At 44.2% G+C, this 19731-nt stretch carries 11 protein-coding genes; 3 read left to right on the top strand and 8 right to left on the bottom strand.

Going from position 1 to position 19731, the window contains the following annotated elements; translation table 11 throughout:
• Positions 1–104 precede the first annotated feature (104 nt).
• The 3 genes from J5566_RS05750 to J5566_RS05740 all read right to left on the bottom strand — a co-directional run bounded on the left by J5566_RS05750 (position 105) and on the right by J5566_RS05740 (position 8214).
• Positions 105–524 carry an Rrf2 family transcriptional regulator gene (locus J5566_RS05750; RefSeq protein ID WP_208562479.1) on the bottom strand — a complete coding sequence of 140 codons (420 nt, stop codon included), beginning with the start codon at positions 522–524 and terminating at the stop codon, positions 105–107.
• A gap of 14 nt (positions 525–538) precedes the next feature.
• Positions 539–1606: a DNA polymerase IV gene (gene dinB, locus J5566_RS05745; RefSeq protein ID WP_208562478.1), complete on the bottom strand. Its 1068-nt coding sequence runs from the start codon at positions 1604–1606 to the stop codon at positions 539–541.
• A 92-nt stretch (positions 1607–1698) separates the two neighbouring features.
• The gene (locus tag J5566_RS05740) at positions 1699–8214 is read right to left on the bottom strand and encodes an endo-alpha-N-acetylgalactosaminidase family protein (protein ID WP_208562477.1); all 6516 of its coding nucleotides are present in this window, start codon (positions 8212–8214) and stop codon (positions 1699–1701) included.
• Positions 8215–8480: 266 nt separating this feature from the next.
• Here J5566_RS05740 and pflB point away from each other — a divergent pair, with 266 nt between their 5' ends.
• The gene (gene pflB, locus J5566_RS05735) at positions 8481–10826 is read left to right on the top strand and encodes a formate C-acetyltransferase (protein ID WP_208562476.1); all 2346 of its coding nucleotides are present in this window, start codon (positions 8481–8483) and stop codon (positions 10824–10826) included.
• A gap of 250 nt (positions 10827–11076) precedes the next feature.
• Positions 11077–12540 (top strand): VWA domain-containing protein, encoded by a 1464-nt coding sequence (locus J5566_RS05730; protein ID WP_208562475.1) that lies wholly within the window; start codon positions 11077–11079, stop codon positions 12538–12540.
• 280 nt (positions 12541–12820) lie between these two features.
• Here J5566_RS05730 and J5566_RS05725 read toward each other — a convergent pair whose 3' ends face one another.
• The 4 genes from J5566_RS05725 to J5566_RS05710 all read right to left on the bottom strand — a co-directional run bounded on the left by J5566_RS05725 (position 12821) and on the right by J5566_RS05710 (position 15939).
• Complete coding sequence (locus J5566_RS05725) at positions 12821–13603, bottom strand: LysM peptidoglycan-binding domain-containing protein (RefSeq protein ID WP_208562474.1); 783 nt, start codon at positions 13601–13603, stop codon at positions 12821–12823.
• A gap of 130 nt (positions 13604–13733) precedes the next feature.
• Positions 13734–14273, bottom strand: a complete 540-nt coding sequence (locus J5566_RS05720; RefSeq protein WP_208562473.1) for a DUF1697 domain-containing protein — start codon at positions 14271–14273, stop codon at positions 13734–13736.
• Positions 14270–15211, bottom strand: a complete 942-nt coding sequence (locus J5566_RS05715; protein WP_208562472.1) for a serine hydrolase domain-containing protein — start codon at positions 15209–15211, stop codon at positions 14270–14272. The genes J5566_RS05720 and J5566_RS05715 overlap by 4 nt, the downstream gene beginning before the upstream one ends.
• Positions 15208–15939, bottom strand: a complete 732-nt coding sequence (locus J5566_RS05710; RefSeq protein ID WP_208562471.1) for a CppA N-terminal domain-containing protein — start codon at positions 15937–15939, stop codon at positions 15208–15210. Before J5566_RS05710 ends, J5566_RS05715 begins: the two co-directional genes overlap by 4 nt.
• 272 nt (positions 15940–16211) lie before the next feature.
• On the opposite strand from J5566_RS05710, the gene J5566_RS05705 reads away from it, so the two are divergent.
• On the top strand, positions 16212–18479 hold the full coding sequence (locus J5566_RS05705; protein ID WP_208562470.1) for a Xaa-Pro dipeptidyl-peptidase: 2268 nt from the start codon (positions 16212–16214) through the stop codon (positions 18477–18479).
• A gap of 46 nt (positions 18480–18525) precedes the next feature.
• Here the strand turns inward: J5566_RS05705 and J5566_RS05700 are convergent, their stop codons facing one another.
• The gene (locus tag J5566_RS05700; protein WP_208562469.1) at positions 18526–19692 is read right to left on the bottom strand and encodes an SIS domain-containing protein; all 1167 of its coding nucleotides are present in this window, start codon (positions 19690–19692) and stop codon (positions 18526–18528) included.
• Positions 19693–19731 lie beyond the last annotated feature (39 nt).

Here is a 19731-nt window from a genome sequence, read left to right as displayed (position 1 = left end):
GTTGTAATATTTTTATTTACAATTATAAGTTTATACTATATTTGTTGTAATATCAACAATTACAACTCGAAATTAAAAAAATCATCACAAGGATGATTGAATACCTATAATTCTGCCAATAAATCAGCAATTGTCGTTTGTTCCAACTCTTTTTCCAGAGCTGACTGGGCATTTTCCAAACGGCTATCTAGTAGGGGATGGATCGTGCGACCGACCTGGCAGGCTGGATTGGGTTGTTCATGAAAGCCAAAAAGCTTCCCCTTTTCTCCAAATAACTCTACAGCCTGATAGACATGAAAGAGGGTAATTTTGTCTGGAGCTTGGGCCAAACGTGCACCACCTACACCACGCGCCACCTGAACCAATCCAGCCTCTTTCAACTGAGCCAGGATATTGCGGATGATGACTGGATTGACACCTACACTGCCTGCAATGCTAGTACTGGTCTGTTTTTCCTTGTCTCCCTCCAAGGCTAGCAAGACCAGAATGTGGCTGGCAATAGTAAATCGACTGGATATCTGCATAGCAGTCTTTTCTCCTATTCTATAAAATTAGTAAGGGTTACTCCCAAAAGACGGATCCCCTTTGCTGGTTGGGCAACTTGGTCAAACATTGCCCGAACTTCTTTTTCAATCTGCTCCATCTGATTGATTGCTTCCGTAAAGCTATGGCGCTTAGTCAAGGTTGTAAAATCACCGTAGCGGATTTTCAGCACAACTGTTCGTCCCTTTTTATCGTGTTTATGTAAACTTGTAGCAACCCGCCGGCAGAGACTGATTAATTCTTTTAATGCATCCTCTTCTCGATAGAGCAACTTGCCATAGGTCCGCTCCTTACCGATGGACTTACGAATGCGGTTAGCTTTGACGGGTGAGTTGGAAATCCCACGCGCCTTGCGATAAAGGTCATAACCAAAACGACCAAACTGATCGATTAAGACCATTTCTGGGATGGCTAAGAGGTCCTTGCCTGTATAGACTCCCATTTCTTGCAAGCGGGCGACTGATTTTTTTCCAACGCCATGAAACTTTTCCACAGGTAAACCCGACAGAATCTCAACTGCCTCTTCAGGCAAAATCAAGGTTAAACCCATTGGTTTTTTCATATCAGAAGCAATTTTTGCTAAAAATTTATTATATGATACTCCAGCTGACGCTGTCAAATGCAATTCATTCCAGATGTCATATTGGATCAACTTGGCAATTTTGACTGCAGAACTGATCCCTAGCTTGTTCTGGGTCACATCCAAGTAGGCTTCGTCAATCGACATGGGTTCAACCAGATCAGTATAGCGCCGAAATATGGCACGGACCTGCAAACCGACCTCCTGGTATTTGTCATAGTTTCCAGAAATGAAAATAGCCTGTGGGCAACGCTGATAGGCTTCCTTGCTGGACATAGCTGAGTGAATGCCATATTTTCGTGCCTCGTAGTTACAGGTGGAAACGACTCCTCTACCGCCCGATTTCCGAGGATCCCGTGCAATCACGACGGGCTTTCCCTTAAGTTCAGGATGATCTCGTTCCTCTATGGCTGCAAAAAAGGCATCCATGTCGATATGGATGATTTTTCGTGAACGATCATCAATCAATGGGAACTCTAGCATCCTGCCCTCCTTCTCTTTATTATAAACTATCCTGTCGGATTTGTGTTTTTCCAAATTCAAAAAAGAGAAAGGAAATCCTTTCTCTTTTGAGCTTATTTGTTGCGACGACGACGGCTTGCTAAACCGAGGCCTGACAACAAGCTTGCAGTTCCCATTACCAGAAGAGCTGTTGATTCAGCAGCTGCTGTATTTGGTAAGGTCTTCGCGTTTTCACTTGTTTCTTTCTTGTTTTCTGCTGCTTTTGCAGTTGGAAGTGGTGCTTTCTTCGTTAACAAGTCCCCTTCATAAGCTGGAATGAAATGGGTCAAGCTTTCATTCAGAACCAAACCACCTTCAAAGGCTGGAAGTGGCTCAGCATAAGCTGGCTCTCCCTTAGCAGTCACAAGTTCTTCTTCGGTTGTAGTGCCGGCGTCTCCTCCAGTTGTCTCGCCAGTATTCCCAGCATCACCGCCGGTGGTTTCGCCTGCGTTACCAGCATCACCGCCAGTCGTTTCACCTGAGTTACCAGCGTCACCGCCAGTCGTTTCACCTGAGTTACCAGTATCACCACCAGTCGTTTCACCTGAGTTACCAGTATCACCACCAGTCGTTTCACCTGAGTTACCAGTATCACCACCAGTCGTTTCACCTGAGTTACCAGTGTTATCTGTATTTCCAGTAGTTCCACCAGTTAGACCTGCCAACCAGGTTTCCAGCATTTGGGCAACTTCATCCACCGTCGACTGATCATTGCTTTCAATCGCTTGGGTAGCCAACTCGAACAATTCAGCAAGTTGAGCTGTCTGGGTGTCATTGAGGCTTGTTGGATCCAATCCCTCTGCGTCTGCTAGCAATTTCTCAAGCGCTGCAGTATTGAGAGCTTGCTCACCACTTGCATTGCCTCCTGTTGAATCCCCAGTTGTTGAACCACCTGTATTGTCAGTTGTTTCACCGTTTGTGGTACCAGTATTGTCGCCAGTTGTAGAGCCGCCTGTGTCTGGTTCAGCACCGTTCAAGCGTGCGACTGCTGCTGCCAAACTTGTCTCTGTCAAGAGATTGGCTGCTTCAACTCGTGCAACATAGGCTGCCACTTGGTCTGCCAAGGCTGTTTTACCAGCTGTACGAGCTGCTTGCAAGGCTGTTTCATAAGCAGAACGGTCTAGCTCTGCCTCTTCCTCAACTGGAATCAGGAAGCGGAATTCAGCGGCAGACATGAAGTTGTTGACAGGATTACCATATGATTCCTTACCAGTGATAGACACACTTGCTACACGAATCGGTGTCTCAAATTCGATACGTTTGGTTTGACCATTGTTTGCCCAATCTCTTGCTGTAAAGGTATGGGTTTGACCTTGGTCATCGGTCACCACCAAATCAAGGGCTTTCAAGATACCGTTTGGACCAGATTGACGTGGCACATATTCAAATGCAGTAATCAATTCTGGCTTACGGAGACGGAAGGTTGCAGGAACGTTAATGGTTGGGGTATTCCAAGGTGTATGCCATAGAGTTGAAGTATCTCCATCAAAGGCTTTGAGCAAGTCTTCCCCTTGTTGACTTGGAGCATTTGGCACAACAATATCATCTTTAGTCACCGCAGTCTTACGGATTGTCAAACCTTGACGCGCTTGGTTGACCGCATCAATCAAGGCTTGCGCTTCTTCAATGGTCACATCTTCTGAAACAGAACCAAGGTTGAGAAGAGCATCCTTGTATGGTTTCAAGCTAGACTTGGTATAGGATTCATCCAAAACTGGTGTGTTGATATTGTAGTAGTTCATAGCCAACATATGACCTGTCAACTCGACTTCTTCAATCACCAAATTATCCAACATAAAGTCGTTGTAGCCACGGAAGTTGGCATTACCTTGGGTATCTCCCTTGGTATCACCAGGACGACGTGTTGAGAAGATACCAACCCAGCTATCGCCAGATGCCGCACCAGTCACAAGGAAGTTTGCCTTGCCAGGTGTCTGGCTATTTTCCCAAGTGTTGTTCAATGGTGTCAACAAGAGGCTACCTGAGCGGCCATTGTACTTGCCTTCTCCGATCGCAAATGCATAGGTACCATTTGAACCAGCTTCATAATCAAAACTTACACGGTAGGTCTTACCTGCTTCAAAGCGGAAGTTTTGTGGAATAGTTTGGTAAACCAGACGGTCGCGGGCAGTCAAGCCATTTGTCTTCAATGACCAGTCGCCTTCAATAACATCATTGACTTTCTTACCATTCCAACCACGTTGGGTATATGGTTCATGTTTTTCAGACAAGTGAGTACGGTTATCCTCAACACCTTCGATACCACCGATTACAAATGGGAAGATACCTTGTGGTACATTTTCAAAGTCTTGACGGAAGACACCTGTACTTGTATTGTGATTGCCACCAAACATGCTTGAATTATTTTCAAAGATGCGGATTTCGTCGAAGTAGGTTGCCGCTGCATCCCCTTCTCTTGAAAGGGTCAAGCGAACGTTGTCCACATTGTCTCCTGTCGTGAAGAAGACATACATGTTTTGGAAGTAACTGGTGTTATCAACAGTCGCATTACGCTCCAAGGTATTGTGGGCGTACGCTTTGACATAGTTGAGGGCAATAGACTCTTTGGTATAGTTAGAAACAGCTTCACTACCATTGTGAACAGTAATGATTGCCTTAGCTTGGCTACGGTTATCCACACCAACATAGGCTGCGTAGCTTGTATTTGGTTTCAAGCCAGTTAATGTTTGGGTCAGGCTAACTGTCTCAGTGTTACCTTGGATGCGCAACATATCGTTGGCACCTTGGGATTTAACGATTGTCGCTTTGCTTTGATCACCAGTAATGTTCCAGTGAGACAAGCTACCAGAGTTAAAGCCTTGGTCATAGATGTGCATACCATCGCTCCAAGACACGTCTGCGTTGGTCTGTTGCGTACGGTAGAGGACGTATGGCATGTTGGCTTGAAGGTCCAGCGTGATACGGCCATTACTTACTTGGATGGCTTGTTCTTCTACTTTTCCAAGCTCGGTCAAGCGATAGAGGTAAAGCGTACCGGTGTTCCAACCTTCTGGCATATCCCACGTAGTTGCTCCAGCCTCTTCGTTGAAGTAGTACATCTTTTGTTTGTCATTTGCTAAATCTTTACCGTTAGCATCCCAGTTCCAAGGCACCAAGTAAGCTGCTCCATCTTGGATCTTGCGACCATTTAGGGTTACTGTCCGTTGACGGTAGCCAGCATTGTTAACATCATTTGACTTACGAGTCAAGACCAGGGTATTGTCAGACTTGTCTTTCAAAGTGATTTCCATCTCTGGTGTCCAAGTATAGGTTTCTCCGTTGTCCGTCATACGAACAGGGGTACCATTCTTCCAGTTGGTTACTTGGAAGTGTTGGATATACTTGGTCATCAGGTTGTTGGCAAACAAGTTGGTAATGTAGCCATTGTAGTCGCTACGTCCTTGCCAGCCTTCGAAGTCTTTCATATCGTAGCCACCAAGTAATGGATAGTTGGCAGCACCACCGTAAGCTGGGTAGTCACCAACCCACGAATCTTTTTGGTGGTTACGGATAAAGCGAGTGATGTTTGAGTTGATCCCTTTCAGAGTGTAGCCACCGTAGGTCAAATCTGCTGCCCAGTGCTGGAAGGTTGAATCATACTCACCTGCATAGCCCCATTCAAAGGCAACACGCCAATCTTGGGCATTGATTTCTTTAGCGAGAACGTGTGTTTCCCAGGCATTTTCACCACCTGCTTGGCCATTGCCCCAAACATCGACATAGATGAAGTCAAGGCCTGCTCCAAGGGCTTCTTTCAAATCTTCCCAACGTTTTAAACGGTTATGGGCAAGATCATAGTGACCACTGATGTTGATTCCTTGGTCAATCCAGTTCCAGCCGTAAGCGTAGCTACCGTTTTGACCACGACGCAAGATCTCTTCGCTGAAGTATTTGGATTCAGGATAAGTTTCAGATGCGTTCACGTGGATACCTAATTTTGCACCGTATGGTTGGGACTTTTCAATCAAGGTCTTGAAGTCTTCCACTCCACCGATCCGTTTACCAATATCTGCATAGTTCAAGTGGCCAGAGTCATGACCTTCACTACCATAACCTTTCAAGAGGATACTTTGTCCCAAGCCATCTGTATGAAGGGCAATTTTCTTAATACCATCCAAGGTCATCAAGAATGGGTTTTGAGCCTGTGATCCAAAGTTCATGGCAATCCGGTAGGCAACCAGTTCTGGTACAGATTCAAATCCTTTCGGATTGTTCATGATGGCACGGTAAGCAATGGCACCATCTTGCCAATCGACCTTGTTGTCATTGTTAGCGTCAGCAGTAAAGACAACTTTTGCACTTGGTTTATCGAGTGTGTACTCTGGATAGACGACGCCATTGTGGGCACCTTGCCATTTGAACTCAGACGACGCGATACCGAAATGAAGGCTTGTCTCTCCATCAACTGTATAACGATTGCTGTTTGATGTTAAACGTGTAAAGTCACTTGCACCGCCACCATAGCTATGTTGGGAGTTGCTCCAAACTGCGGCAGCTACTTGATCTGTTGATACAAAACCATACATGTAGCCCTTGCGCTCGTAGTTAGCCACATCCTGCAACTGGATATGTTCATCACCTGTACGGTGGGTGTGCGTTGACATGCGGGTTCCGTCAAATTTTGCATCTGTTTGATGGCTAGCCACGGAAACCAAATTATTATCATCAAAGGAAATGCTTTGAATCAACTTAGCAACATCATCAATGGCCGCTCCATAGGTCACTGGGTTTCGGTTTGTAACTTCCAGTACATCAAAGTGCAGTTCTTTTCCTTCCACCTTGATTTGAACTTTGATAGAGGCATTGATTTTGTTCGCTTCATCTACAACATCCAAGACATAGTGAGCTGTCTTAGCATCCACTTTGGTGTAAGTTACTTCTGGTGTTACCTCCAATTTGTTGATGCGGAGTTTGTTGATTGGGTTAACTTGACCGTAAATCTTATTACCATTAAAGGTATACTCTTTTACACGAGGGAAGGCACGGTCGATTTTAGCAGTCAATTCACCTGAATTGAGTTCATCATATTGAACTGCCGCATCATTGACAACAACTGCTGTAGTTGGTGTTTCTTCTTTTCCGTCTGACGGTGCCACTCCTGCCTGATTATCTGCTTTAATATCAATCTTGGTCAACTCAGAGTTGAACGTTCCCAATTTCAAAGCAACACGTTTTTCTGCTGCCAAGGCTTCTTTCACAGCCGTTTCTAGGTTTAAGGTGTCAAATAATTGCACATCATTGTTGGTCGCATTCAACTGACCGTCTGACTTGTAGGAAATAGAAAGGCTATTACGGCTATTTTTTACTGGTGCAGTTGTGACTGTTCGTTCACGGAGCCAGTTTCCTGTGCCATTGACCTTGTACTCCCAGAACCAACCCAAGTTGTCATAACCAACAAAGAGGAAGTTGTTTGCATCCTTGTACTTGACAAAGACCCCAAAACGGCCTTGGTTGGTTTCGGAACGCTCTACAAATTCCAAATTTACATTGACATTGCCTTCTGGGCTTGCTTCCAGACCTGCTTTTTCAAAGACAGCACTATTTGCACCATTGTTGTTTTGAGCAGTTGAAGAAAGGGCATTGTAACGAACCCCACCTTCTTCCTTGATGGCTACAGTTCCTTTGATAGTCGAAGTAGATGACCACTCTGGCTGAATATCAGCCGGTGTTGGCGTTTCTTCAACTGGTTGTTCATCAACATTTGCTTCATCACTGTTGAGACCAGTTTGATTGGTCGCCTTGACATCAACGATGGTTCGTTCTGCACCATAGCTTGTTACTTTGAGTTTGGCTGCATTGCTAGTCCGAAGATCTGCCAATACTTCTGCCGGAATTTGAATGGCATTGAAAAGTGCTGTTTCTTGATTCTCTGCTGACACGATCGAAGCAGACAATTGTCCTTCTGTTGTCAAGTTGACATTGAGACGATAAGCAGTATCTTTTGCTGGTTCATTGACACGAGTTCCACTATACCAGGTTCCGCCATTAGCTGCCGCAGGAGACTTGTACTCCCAGAACCATCCCAAATTATCATAGCCAACTAAAATATGCTTAGAGGCATCAGTATGGTTCAAATAGACACCGAAGCGACCTTTTTCAGCATCTGAACGTTCAATAAGATCTAGAGAAATAGCCGCACTACCGTCTGCATTCATTTTCAAATCAGGGCTAGTAAATGTACCGATAGCGGTATTATTATTTTGCCCTTCTACTGATGAAAGTCGGTTGTAGCGAACTCCTTCTTCTTCGCGAACTTCAACAGTGCCTGCCGGGTTGGAGCTTGCAGTCCACTCTGCGACAACTGTTTCTGTTGCATTGGCTGCTGGCGCAAAGTTGATTTCTGGAGCTACTGCCGCTTCATTAGTTTCTGGCGCAGCACTCTCTTCGATTACCTCTTCAGCCGCAGCTTCCTCCGCAGGTGCCAGAACAGCTTCTCTGGTAGCACCTTCTGCTAAGGCAGTTTCATCAGCCTTGATTTGAGCACCAGAAAACAGGCTCATTCCAACAATGACCGATGCTGCACCAACGGTTAGTTTTCTAATTGAGTAGTGATTTTTCTTAGAAAACAATTCTTTCGAATAACTTCTCATTGTTTACCTCCTTATGATATGTTGAGAAAATTGGTTTATACACCATTATTTTACAAAAACGCTTACATAATGTCAATATGTTAACATGCTTTATGTTTATTTTACAAAAAATCTTTTTCTATGAAAGTTTGGTAATTTTTTCACATTTTTTGTAACTACTTACCACGCTTTTCATTTATTTTCAAGTATTTTAACCTTGTGGAAAGTGCTTACATATGATATACTAAAATATGTGAAAAACAAAACTATCTTAAAGGAGAACCCTCATGTCAACAAAAGTGAAAACTAGAAATGTTACTGAAGACATTTTCGCCCAAGCCTGGGAAGGCTTCAAAGGTGTAGACTGGCAAGAAAAAGCTAGCATTACCCGCTTTGTACAAGCTAACTACACTCCTTATGATGGAGATGAAAGCTTCCTTGCAGGACCAACTGAGCGCTCACTTCATATCAAGAAAATTATTGAAGAAACAAAAGCGGGCTACGAAGATACTCGTTTCCCTATGGATATTGACCGTGCGACCTCTATCGCTGATATCCCAGCTGGTTTCATCGATAAAGACAATGAGCTGATTTTCGGTATCCAAAACGATGAGCTTTTCAAACTCAACTTCATGCCACGTGGTGGTATCCGTATGGCTGAAACTACGCTTATCGAAAACGGCTATACTCCAGACCCACTTATCCATGAAATCTATACAAAACACGCTACAACAGTAAACGATGGTATCTTCCGTGCTTACACAGCTGACATCCGCCGTGCACGCCACTCACACCACGTTTCTGGTCTTCCAGATGCTTACTCACGTGGTCGTATCATCGGTATGTACGCTCGTTTGGCTCTTTACGGTGCCGACTATTTGATGGAAGAAAAAGTTGCTGACTGGAATGCTATCACCGAAATCGATGAAGAATCAATCCGTCTTCGTGAAGAAATCAACTTGCAGTACCAAGCTCTTCAACAAGTTGTTAAATTGGGTGACCTTTACGGCGTTGATGTGCGCAAGCCTGCCATGAACACCAAAGAAGCTATCCAGTGGACCAACATCGCCTTTATGGCAGTCTGCCGTGTTATCAACGGTGCCGCAACTTCTCTTGGTCGTGTGCCAATCGTTCTCGACATCTATGCAGAACGTGACTTGGCTCGTGGTACATTTACTGAATCAGAAATCCAAGAATTTGTCGATGACTTCGTATTGAAACTTCGTACAGTGAAATTCGCTCGTACAAAAGCCTTCGACGAAATCTACTCTGGTGACCCTACTTTCCTTACAACATCAATGGCAGGTATGGGTAACGATGGCCGTCACCGTGTTACCAAGATGGACTACCGTTTCTTGAACACACTTGACAACATCGGTAACTCTCCAGAGCCAAACTTGACAGTTCTTTGGTCTGACCAACTTCCATACGCATTCCGTCGCTACTGTATGGCAATGAGCCACAAACACTCTTCTATCCAATACGAAGGTGTAACAACAATGGCTAAAGATGGTTATGGCGAAATGAGCTGTATCTCTTGCTGTGTGTCTCCACTTGACCCAGAAAGCGAAGACAAACGCCACAACATCCAGTACTTCGGTGCGCGTGTTAACGTATTGAAAGCCCTTCTTTCAAGCTGGAACAACGGTTACGATGATGTTCACAAAGACTACAAAGTATTTGATGGCGTTGAACCAAACACTTCTGAAATCTTTGACTACGACCAAGTTATCGCAAACTTTGAAAAAGCCCTTGACTGGTTGACAGACACTTACGTTGATGCCATGAACATCATTCACTTCATGACAGACAAGTACAACTACGAAGCTGTTCAAATGGCCTTCTTGCCAACTCACCTCCGTGCAAACATGGGCTTCGGTATCTGTGGTTTTGCAAACACTGTTGACTCCTTGTCAGCTATCAAGTACGCACAAGTGAAACCAATCCGTGACGAAGATGGCTTCATCTACGATTACGAAGTAACTGGTGACTTCCCACGTTATGGTGAAGATGATGACCGTGTAGATGATATCGCTAAATGGCTCATGGAAGCATTCTATACTCGTCTTGCTAACAAGAAGCTTTACAAAAATGCAGAAGCTGCGGTTTCTATCTTGACCATCACTTCAAACGTTGCCTACTCTAAACAAACTGGTAACTCACCGGTTCACCGTGGTGTATTCCTCAACGAAGATGGCTCTGTCAACACTTCTAAAGTAGAATTCTTCCCACCAGGTGCTAACCCAACTTCTAAATCTCGTGGTGGTTGGTTGCAAAACTTGAACACCCTTTCTAAACTCAACTTCAACCATGCTAACGACGGTATCTCATTGACAACTCAGGTTTCTCCAAAAGCTCTTGGTAAGACCTTCGATGAGCAAGTAACAAACTTGGTGACAATCCTTGACGGTTACTTCGAGCAAGGTGGTCAGCACGTTAACTTGAACGTTATGGACTTGAACGACGTTTACGAGAAAATCATGGCTGGTGAGGACGTTATCGTTCGTATCTCAGGATACTGCGTAAACACCAAGTATCTCACTAAAGAGCAAAAGACTGAATTGACACAACGTGTCTTCCACGAAGTTCTTTCAATGGACGACCACGCTGCTGAAGTTTCAGGCCAAGCATAATAAAAAGAACACTCTTGAAGAGTGTTCTTTTTATGTTCTATTTCAAATGTGTCAAAATAGAGAAAACAGGCTGGATGACTAATTTTTCTTTTTTAGCACGATCATTTGTTAGATCATCACGTTGTTCCATTAATAAAATTGTTGCTAAAACAAGAAAACATTCAAATTGTCATAAAATTTGTAAATTTCCTGATAATTTTATAGTATTTTGTGATATAATATATGCAACTATTTGAAAGGAGATTATATTATGAATAGTTATCAAGAAAATAGAAAGAAATTTTCATTTAGAAAATTATCTGTAGGTTTGGCATCTGTTACTGTTGCTACTTTCTTTATGGGAGCAAAGCTTGTCTCTGCTAATACGACTACTTCTACAGAAACTACTGTAATCGAGACTCCAGTTTCTGAGCCTTCTAGCCTTGCTCAAAACATTGAAACTTCTTTTGAGGAAGAAGTGACTGTGGTTTCTGAAAATTTGATAAACGGTCAAACTGCTACTGAAGTTGTGGCCACTGAAATTACAGAGACAACCTCTCAACCAGTTGTGCCAGAAGCAACTGCACAAACTGGTGACCTCATCTCTGTAAACGTAACTACTACAAACCCAGTTTCAAATACTGTTGAAGAAAACAACAAAATTATTGAAACACAAGAAGACACAGTGACTGTAGTCTCCACTTACAAGTCTGACTCTAGCGCTCCAATTGGTAAAGAAGCACCAATTACTGAAACGATTGAAACATCAGGAGTATATGAAACCGCTTCAGCCTATATTACTGAGCGAGAAGTCATTACAAAAGTGACAAGTGTTGAAAATGTAAAAGTTGAAAAAGGTGCAACATCTACGGTTACACAAGGGCAAAATGCTGATGTCGTATTTGTCATTGATACATCTGGTTCCATGGCTAATACCATTCAAGGAGTGGTTGATAATATCACTAACTTTGTAAGAGGTTTGAACCAAGAAAGTATCAAAACAAGATTAGGACTGGTGGCCTATGGAACTGAGTATGAAACTTTTCAATTTGGCAATTCTTACTTTACCACTGATGCCACAAGTTATTTAGCAACCTTAAAAACCTTGCCGTATTTATCACATGGTGTAAGCGAAAATCCTACAAAACCTTTGAAATTTATTGCTTCAGATTATGACTGGTCAGTTGATACAAACACTGCTCGTTTTGCCATCGTCTTTACCGACGAAGATATTGATACATATGAAGACGAGACGGCTTCTGTACAAGAAACAGCAACTGCCCTTAAAACAGCGAAAATTGCTACAACTTTTGTTTTTGACAAGAATAATATTGGCTCGGAAGCTGTTGCTGAATTCACACCTATCATTCAGGCAACTGGTGGTCAAGCAATTGATATCAGACAGAATTATTCGCAAACCTTCACTAAGAATCTAACTCAATGGGTTGTGACCAATGTGAACTCAAACACTTATTACTATAAAATTGTAAGGGAAGAATACAATTCTTATGTAGAATTGATTGCAGTTCGAAAAGCTCCAACAGCACCTAGCAAATCCATTACAACATCCACTAAGCCAACTACTAATAATGAACTTAAGCAAGCGCCTGTTGCTAAGTCGTCTTCACTTCCATCTACAGGTGAAAAAGCTTCCGTTAAGTTAACTACTTTAGGATTATTGTTCTCATTCATTGCCGGAACATTAAGTTTTAAAAAGCGTAAAATCAAATTGTAGATCCTAAACTGCATTGAAAAACTTTGTTGTTAAATCATTCAAAGAGAGAACTCAGTTGGTTCTCTCTTTTTTAATTCAAACAAAATACTATTTCGAAAGCATAGGAATATGAACATATCTATTAATTAATACGATATTAGAAACAAAATATGATCTCACTGAATTTGACATTCAAGAACAATGAATTTAAAAGAAATTAACTCGAACAAAAGTCTAGTCCTGCATCACACAAAACTAGACTTTAAAATCATATCTTTTTGAAATTACAAAATTTCTATTACTAATTGGCTGGTGGATAAATGTAGGATACAATCCCCTGGTCAGCTGTCGGTGTAAACCATCCACGATAGTTATCAATCCATTGCTGGCCGTTGTAGTTGGCTTCCAAAACCTGGATTTGTCCCCACTGATTCACATCTGTCACATAGGCAACGTGACCATAACCTCCATCGTCCCAAACAATGATTGACCCAACCTGGGGCTGACTACCAATGAGAAAACCTTGCGCAGCAGCATTGCGAGCCCAGTCTGCAGCGTTACCCCACCAGTCACCTGCCCAGCCAGTTAACTTCTGAACTGCCCAGGTACATTGACCCACAGGGTAATTGATGCCTGCTTCATAGGTAAAACCTGGCAGGTAGTAATTTGAGGCAGCTGTTTGTACTTGTTGAGCAGTGGCTGTCACTGTCAAGACTTGGCCTGGCAACAACAAGCCATAAATATCCATTTCATTGAGTTGAGCAAGATGGTAAATGTCCATTCCAAACTTGGCTGCAATAGCAGATAGGCTGTCACCATACTGAACCGTATAGCTTGTTTCCTGACTGGCCGATGGACTAGTTACCCAATTATCCGCAACCTGTAAGACCTGTCCAGGCAATAATAAATCATAGATAGCCATTTGATTCATTGTTGCCAGTTGATTCATATCCATCTGATGCGCCGCAGCAATGGACGAAAAAGAATCGCCTGCCTGAACCTGATATTCTGCTGCTTGTACAGTCAGTCCCGAAGCCAAACCTGCACCCAAAAATAGACTACATAGGGTCATTTTTTCTTTCATAGAATCTCTCCTTTATTACTTCTCCACTTTATCACGCTAAAATCTCAAACAAATTGAAAACTGATGACAATTTGATGTCAGAAATGTAAAAAGGAAAACAGTCACAAATCGTTTTCCCTCATTTCCTTCTTCATTTTTCCAAAAACTCTGCCAATTTTGCAAAGGTCTTGTGGTTACGGATCGTTAAGCTCTTGTAGAAAGCCTGATGGGCAAGCTTTTTATGATAGGCCGTCTGCTGATAGGATCCCTCATCAAACTTGCCCCAGAAAAGAGCCTTCTGACCACAATGCACAATCTCCTCTCCCAAGTCCAGCTGGCTCACCCAGTCCTCAATCAGAGTCTTCTGGCTCCTATCCGTATAAAATAAGACATCTTTACGAGCCATGTCGTCCTCCCACCAAGCTGGGAGCTGTGCTACTTCTGTCGCATAGTCCTTGGCGCTCAAAAGGGAAAAGGCTTCAACAAATGGATAGTGGCTGGCAAAGAAATCTTGAAAATCCTCCACAATCTCATCCCTATCCTTTTCTGCATCAAAGAAAAGATTGCCGCTGTTGATGTAGGTTTCAACCTTGTCATAGCCTAAAGCTGCCACTGATTGACGCAATTCAGCCATCACAACCTTATTGCGACCGCCGACATTAATCCCTCTCATTAGAAGAACATATCTCATTGTCCCTCTCCCTCCAGAACTTGCCGAATCAGAGCCATGACCTGGTTTCGATCCAGCTTCCACTGGGCTCGTTCATCCTTTTCAAAGGTTCGGTTGGAGAGAAAAATCGCAGCTTGCTGCAAGCGACGATTGAACATGATAAAGGTCCCTGTATAGCCCGTATGGGACAACCAATCCCCCTTCTTATCCCAGGCCAGCGACCGCTTGCGATTGTCGTCAAAGCCATAATCCTGGCTCAAGCCTGCCGCAAAGTCCTCTGTCAGATAGCGCTCCAAAAAGATTTTTAAATCTCTGACCGTCGAAAAAAGCCCCGCACTACCCGCGTGCATCCCCAAGACACGCGCCTTAGGATCATGCACCACACCGGCTTTGACGCCACGCACCGTCGGTACCGCCTGACTGACAGGACCGTATGAGGTTTGGGACATGCCAAAGGGCTCTAGAACACCTCGACTAATCAGCTGGTCCAGACTAGCTCCACCTAGTTCCTCCAACAAAAAGCCCAACAGGAGAAAATTGATGTCTGTGTAGAGGAATTCTTTCTTGTCCGTCACCCTAATCTTCAAAATCGCTTCTTTTAATTGGTCTGCATCCAGACTATCCCGATTGGGAATGAAGGGGTCAATGCCGCTAGTATGGGTCAATAATTGGCGAATGGTGACCTGACTATTTTGAAAGGCTGGATAGTAAGACTGCAAGGCCCTATCTAGCTCCAAGGCTCCGCTATTGACCAAAAAAGTCGCAAGAGTCCCTACTCCAACCACCTTGGAAACAGAAGCTAAATCATAAGTCAAACCCGCCTCTACTGGCGTCTGACCATCTTGGGTACCCAAATAATACTCCTGCCACTGACCCTTAGAAAAAAGAGCCAGACTGGCACCAGGATAGACTCCTTGCTCAATCTGCTCTAAAATCTTGTCTAAAATTTCTTGTCTCATTTTTCAAACCGTAATTCAATGCCACTTAGGTCCCTTGTCTGGATAAATCGCTGGCGCTTATCTTTGAAATAGCCTGCCGGCAAAACTGCTTCCAGAATCTCCCAGTCAAAGTCCTGCTTCACCAGAAAATGCAAGCTATCCAAATCCCAGACTTCCTCAGCTGGTGTCTGCAAGTCATCACCCTCTGCCTGTTCGAAACGAACAAGTTCCTGATCTCCCAATATTTTTTGGTAATACGCTTGACTCGCTTCTTGATTAGGTGTTCGCAATACAACTTCCTCAATCTGTGCCTGACTGAAACCGACAAAGCCCTCTTTAGATGCAAACGGATAGGGAGCCAGTATTTCGACCAAATCCTCACAGCTCTCTTCGCCATGAACCAGGAATCGGTCTCCTTCTGGCGATAGGCATTCAAAAGCAAGGCCAGTTTTTCCCTTATATAATCTTGAATAAGAGGCTCCAGTAGCCAAAAATGCTTCAATCTCTTCTGCCTGTGCTACTTTCAGCACCAGGAGAGCCAGTTTTTTCAAGCCCTTAACCTGACGGGTACGGGCACTAGGTGATTCCATCAAACTCAAGACCAATTCTTTTGACTGGTGGCTTGAAAAATCAGCAAATGGTCCATCTTCTAATAGAGTTTTCAAACCCAAATTTTTCTCGATAAATTCTTGATTGATAGCCCTGTTATTCACACGCAAAACAGGAACTACATGCTTGTCTCGTAACATCTCATACTCCTCAATACTATACCATACTATTGTAATGGAAACTGTCGTTTTTTACAAATAATATATAAAATTCAACCCCAATATTTTACACTATTTTACTACATTCAGACAAATTTGTCTCAGTTTTATATAAGTTTATTCATTTCCAGTACAACGACACTTGACAAGCCTCTCTACTTTCTTTATGCTAACAGTAGCGTGAAAACGAAATAAGAACCATTCTATCAACAATGGTCACCAAAGTAAAGAATTTACACAAGAAAGGAACATGTATGCGTTTTAATGCCTATTCCTACATTGCAAGCCCACTGGATCAGATGATTGAGGAACTCCACCCAATCGGCTTTACTCTGGATTCTCAAGCTAATCCAAAGACCACTCTCGAAACCTTTGCTAGAAAGTGTCATTTCCTGACAACAAATACCGACTTTGCCCTGTCCAACATGATTGCGGATTGGGAGACAGATCTTCTGACCTTCTTCCAGTCAGACCGAGAGCTGACAGATCAGATTTTTTATCAAGTGGCCTTTCAGTTGCTGGGCTTTGTGCCTGGTATGGATTACACAGATGTGGAAGAATTCCGCAAGTCCAGCCATTTCCCAATTGTCTATGGGAACATCATCGACAACCTCTACCAACTCCTCAATACCCGCACCAAGTCCGGAAACACCTTGATTGACCAGCTGGTCAGTGACGACCTGATTCCAGAGGACAATCACTACCACTTCTTCAACGGTAAATCTCTAGCGACCTTTTCAACCAAAAACCTCATTCGCGAGGTGGTCTATGTGGAAACACCTGTCGATACGGCTGGGACTGGCCAGACTGATATTGTCAAAGTTTCCATCCTCCGTCCGCAGTTTGACGGGAAAATCCCTGCGGTGATTACAAACAGTCCTTATCATCAAGGAGTTAACGATGTAGCCAGCGACAAGGCCCTGCACAAGATGGAAGGGGAGTTAGCTGAAAAATCTGCTGGCACCATTGAGGTCAAGCAGACTAGCATCACTAAGCTAGACTTGGACCAGCGAGAACTACCTGTCAGCCCTGCCACCGAAAAACTGGGCCACATCACTTCTTACTCCCTCAATGATTACTTCCTTGCTCGTGGTTTCGCCAGCCTCCATGTGTCTGGTATCGGCACGTTGGGCTCGACTGGCTACATGACATCTGGCGACTACCAGCAGGTTGAGGGCTACAAAGCGGTGATTGACTGGCTGAACGGTCGCACTAAGGCCTACACAGACCACACTCGCTCGTTAGAGGTCAAGGCCGATTGGGCCAATGGTAAGGTAGCGACGACGGGACTGTCTTACCTAGGAACCATGTCCAATGCCTTGGCAACAACTGGCGTGGACGGATTGGAAGTCATCATCGCAGAAGCAGGGATTTCCTCTTGGTATGACTACTACCGTGAAAACGGGCTGGTGACCAGCCCTGGTGGCTATCCAGGAGAGGACTTGGACAGCTTGACAGCCCTGACCTACTCGAAAAGCCTGCAAGCGGGGGACTTCCTCCGCAATAAAGCAGCCTACGAAAAAGGACTGGCAGCAGAACAAGCTGCTCTGGACCGCACTAGCGGTGACTACAGCCAATACTGGCAGGACCGCAACTATCTGCTCCAGGCTGACAAGGTCAAGTGCGAAGTGGTCTTTACCCACGGCTCACAGGACTGGAATGTCAAACCAATCCACGTCTGGAATATGTTCCATGCCCTGCCAAGTCACATCAAAAAGCACCTCTTCTTCCACAACGGTGCCCACGTGTATATGAACAACTGGCAGTCTATCGACTTCCGTGAATCCATGAACGCCCTGCTCAGCCAGAAACTGCTGGGCTACGAGAATAACTACCAACTGCCAAAGGTCATCTGGCAGGACAACAGCGGTGAGCAGACTTGGACGACTTTAGAAACCTTTGGCGGTGAAAATGAGGCTGTCTTGCCACTAGGTACTGGAAGTCAGACCATTTCCAATCACTATGCCCAAGAAAATTTTGACCGCTACGGCAAATCCTATCCAGCCTTCCACCAAGACCTCTATGCAGGCAAGGCCAATCAAGTCAGCATGGAACTGCCTATGACGGAGGATATCCTGATTAACGGACAGGTCACGCTGAAACTCCGTGTATCTTCTAGTGTAGCCAAGGGCCTCTTATCTGCTCAGCTATTGGACAAGGGAAGCAAAAAACGCCTGGCCCCAATCCCAACGCCAAAAACGCGGTTGAGCCTGGACAACGGCCGCTACCATGCCCAAGAAAATCTGGTGGAGTTGCCTTATGTGGAGATGCCGCAACGCTTGGTGACCAAGGGCTTTATGAACCTGCAAAACCGTACTGACTTGATGAAAATTGAGGAAGTGGTGCCAGACCAGTGGATGGACTTGAGCTGGAAACTGCAACCGACTATCTACCAGCTGAAAACAGGGGATGTCTTGGAGCTAATTCTCTACACCACCGATTTTGAATGCACCATTCGGGACAATAGCGACTGGACCATTTCTCTTGATTTGGACCAGTCCAGCCTTCATTTGCCATTTTAAAAAAGAGCTTCCTTTTTTGGAAGCTCTTTTGGCACGCTTATTCTGTTTATGGCAATGGGTGAATGATAACCCCTTGCACAACTCGGTTGACAGTACCAGTTGGTGATGGAGTGTCCGGCAAGTTTTTGCACTTGAGCGCCGCCATTACGGAGAAGGTTTGGGCAAATAAGATGTATGGGAAGGTCAAGAAGACATCTGGAAGGTTTTCTCCGCCTGAAGCCAAGACAAAGTTGGCTGCTTCTGTGCCTTCCAATGGACTAGAAGATAGGGCCACGATGCGCGTAACAATGTCATCACCATAAACCTCATTAATCAAATCAACATCGTACTGGCGAGTGTACGGATCATTTGATGTGAACACAATAACTACTGTCTTTTCATTAATGAGAGATTTTGGACCATGACGGAATCCAAGAGGGGATTCGTACATAGTCGCAATCTTACCGGCTGTTAACTCCAAAATCTTCAGCTGCGCTTCATGTGCCACACCATAGAAACCACCGGCACCGAGATAGATTACCCGTTCAAAATCTTGTCCGACCAATTCTTCCACATAGTCTTCACGGTCCAAGACATCTTGTCCCACTCTAACAATCGTCTCCACCCAAGCAGCTTTCTCTTCTTGACTAGCTGGTGAGAAGACAAGTAGGGCAGTCAGAGCCATGCAGGAATATGAACCTGTCATTGCAAAGCCCTTGTCGTTTGAACCCGCAGGTTGCAAGAGCAAGAGATTTTCTTCATCACCTGCAGCTGCCTGGGCTAATTTACCCTCTGGAGCACAGGTAATGGTCACTTGATAGAGTTGATCAACGATTTGTTTGGCAACTTCTACTGCCGCCACACTTTCAGGTGAGTTTCCACTACGCGCAAAGGAAACCAAAATCGTTGGTAGGTCTGCTTGCAAGTAGTCATAGGGTCTGCTTACCAATTCAACTGTCCCAACAGTCGTAAAACGGATAGACTTCAAGTCATTGACTTGATTTAAATAGTTTGCAATGGATTGGCCGACAAAATCAGATGTCCCTGCACCTGCAAAAATAACATGGACAAACGCATGACGTTCTTTGATCGCTCCGATAAAACGCTCAATTGCTTCTAGTTGCCCTGTATATAATTCATGTGCCTCCTTCCATAAACCAGGTTGCTGGAAAATTTCTGGTACTGTAATACTAGCACCCAGTTTTTCCAATTCTTCTTTTGCTAAACGAAACATAGTTCCTCCTTTGCTGGTTATAACCAGTTTTTCTTTTAT

The sequence above is a fragment of the Streptococcus suis genome (assembly GCF_017601095.1).
GTDB lineage: Bacteria > Bacillota > Bacilli > Lactobacillales > Streptococcaceae > Streptococcus > Streptococcus suis_Z.
Note: the sequence above shows the minus strand (reverse complement) of the source record. Positions and strands in the feature narration are given on the sequence as shown.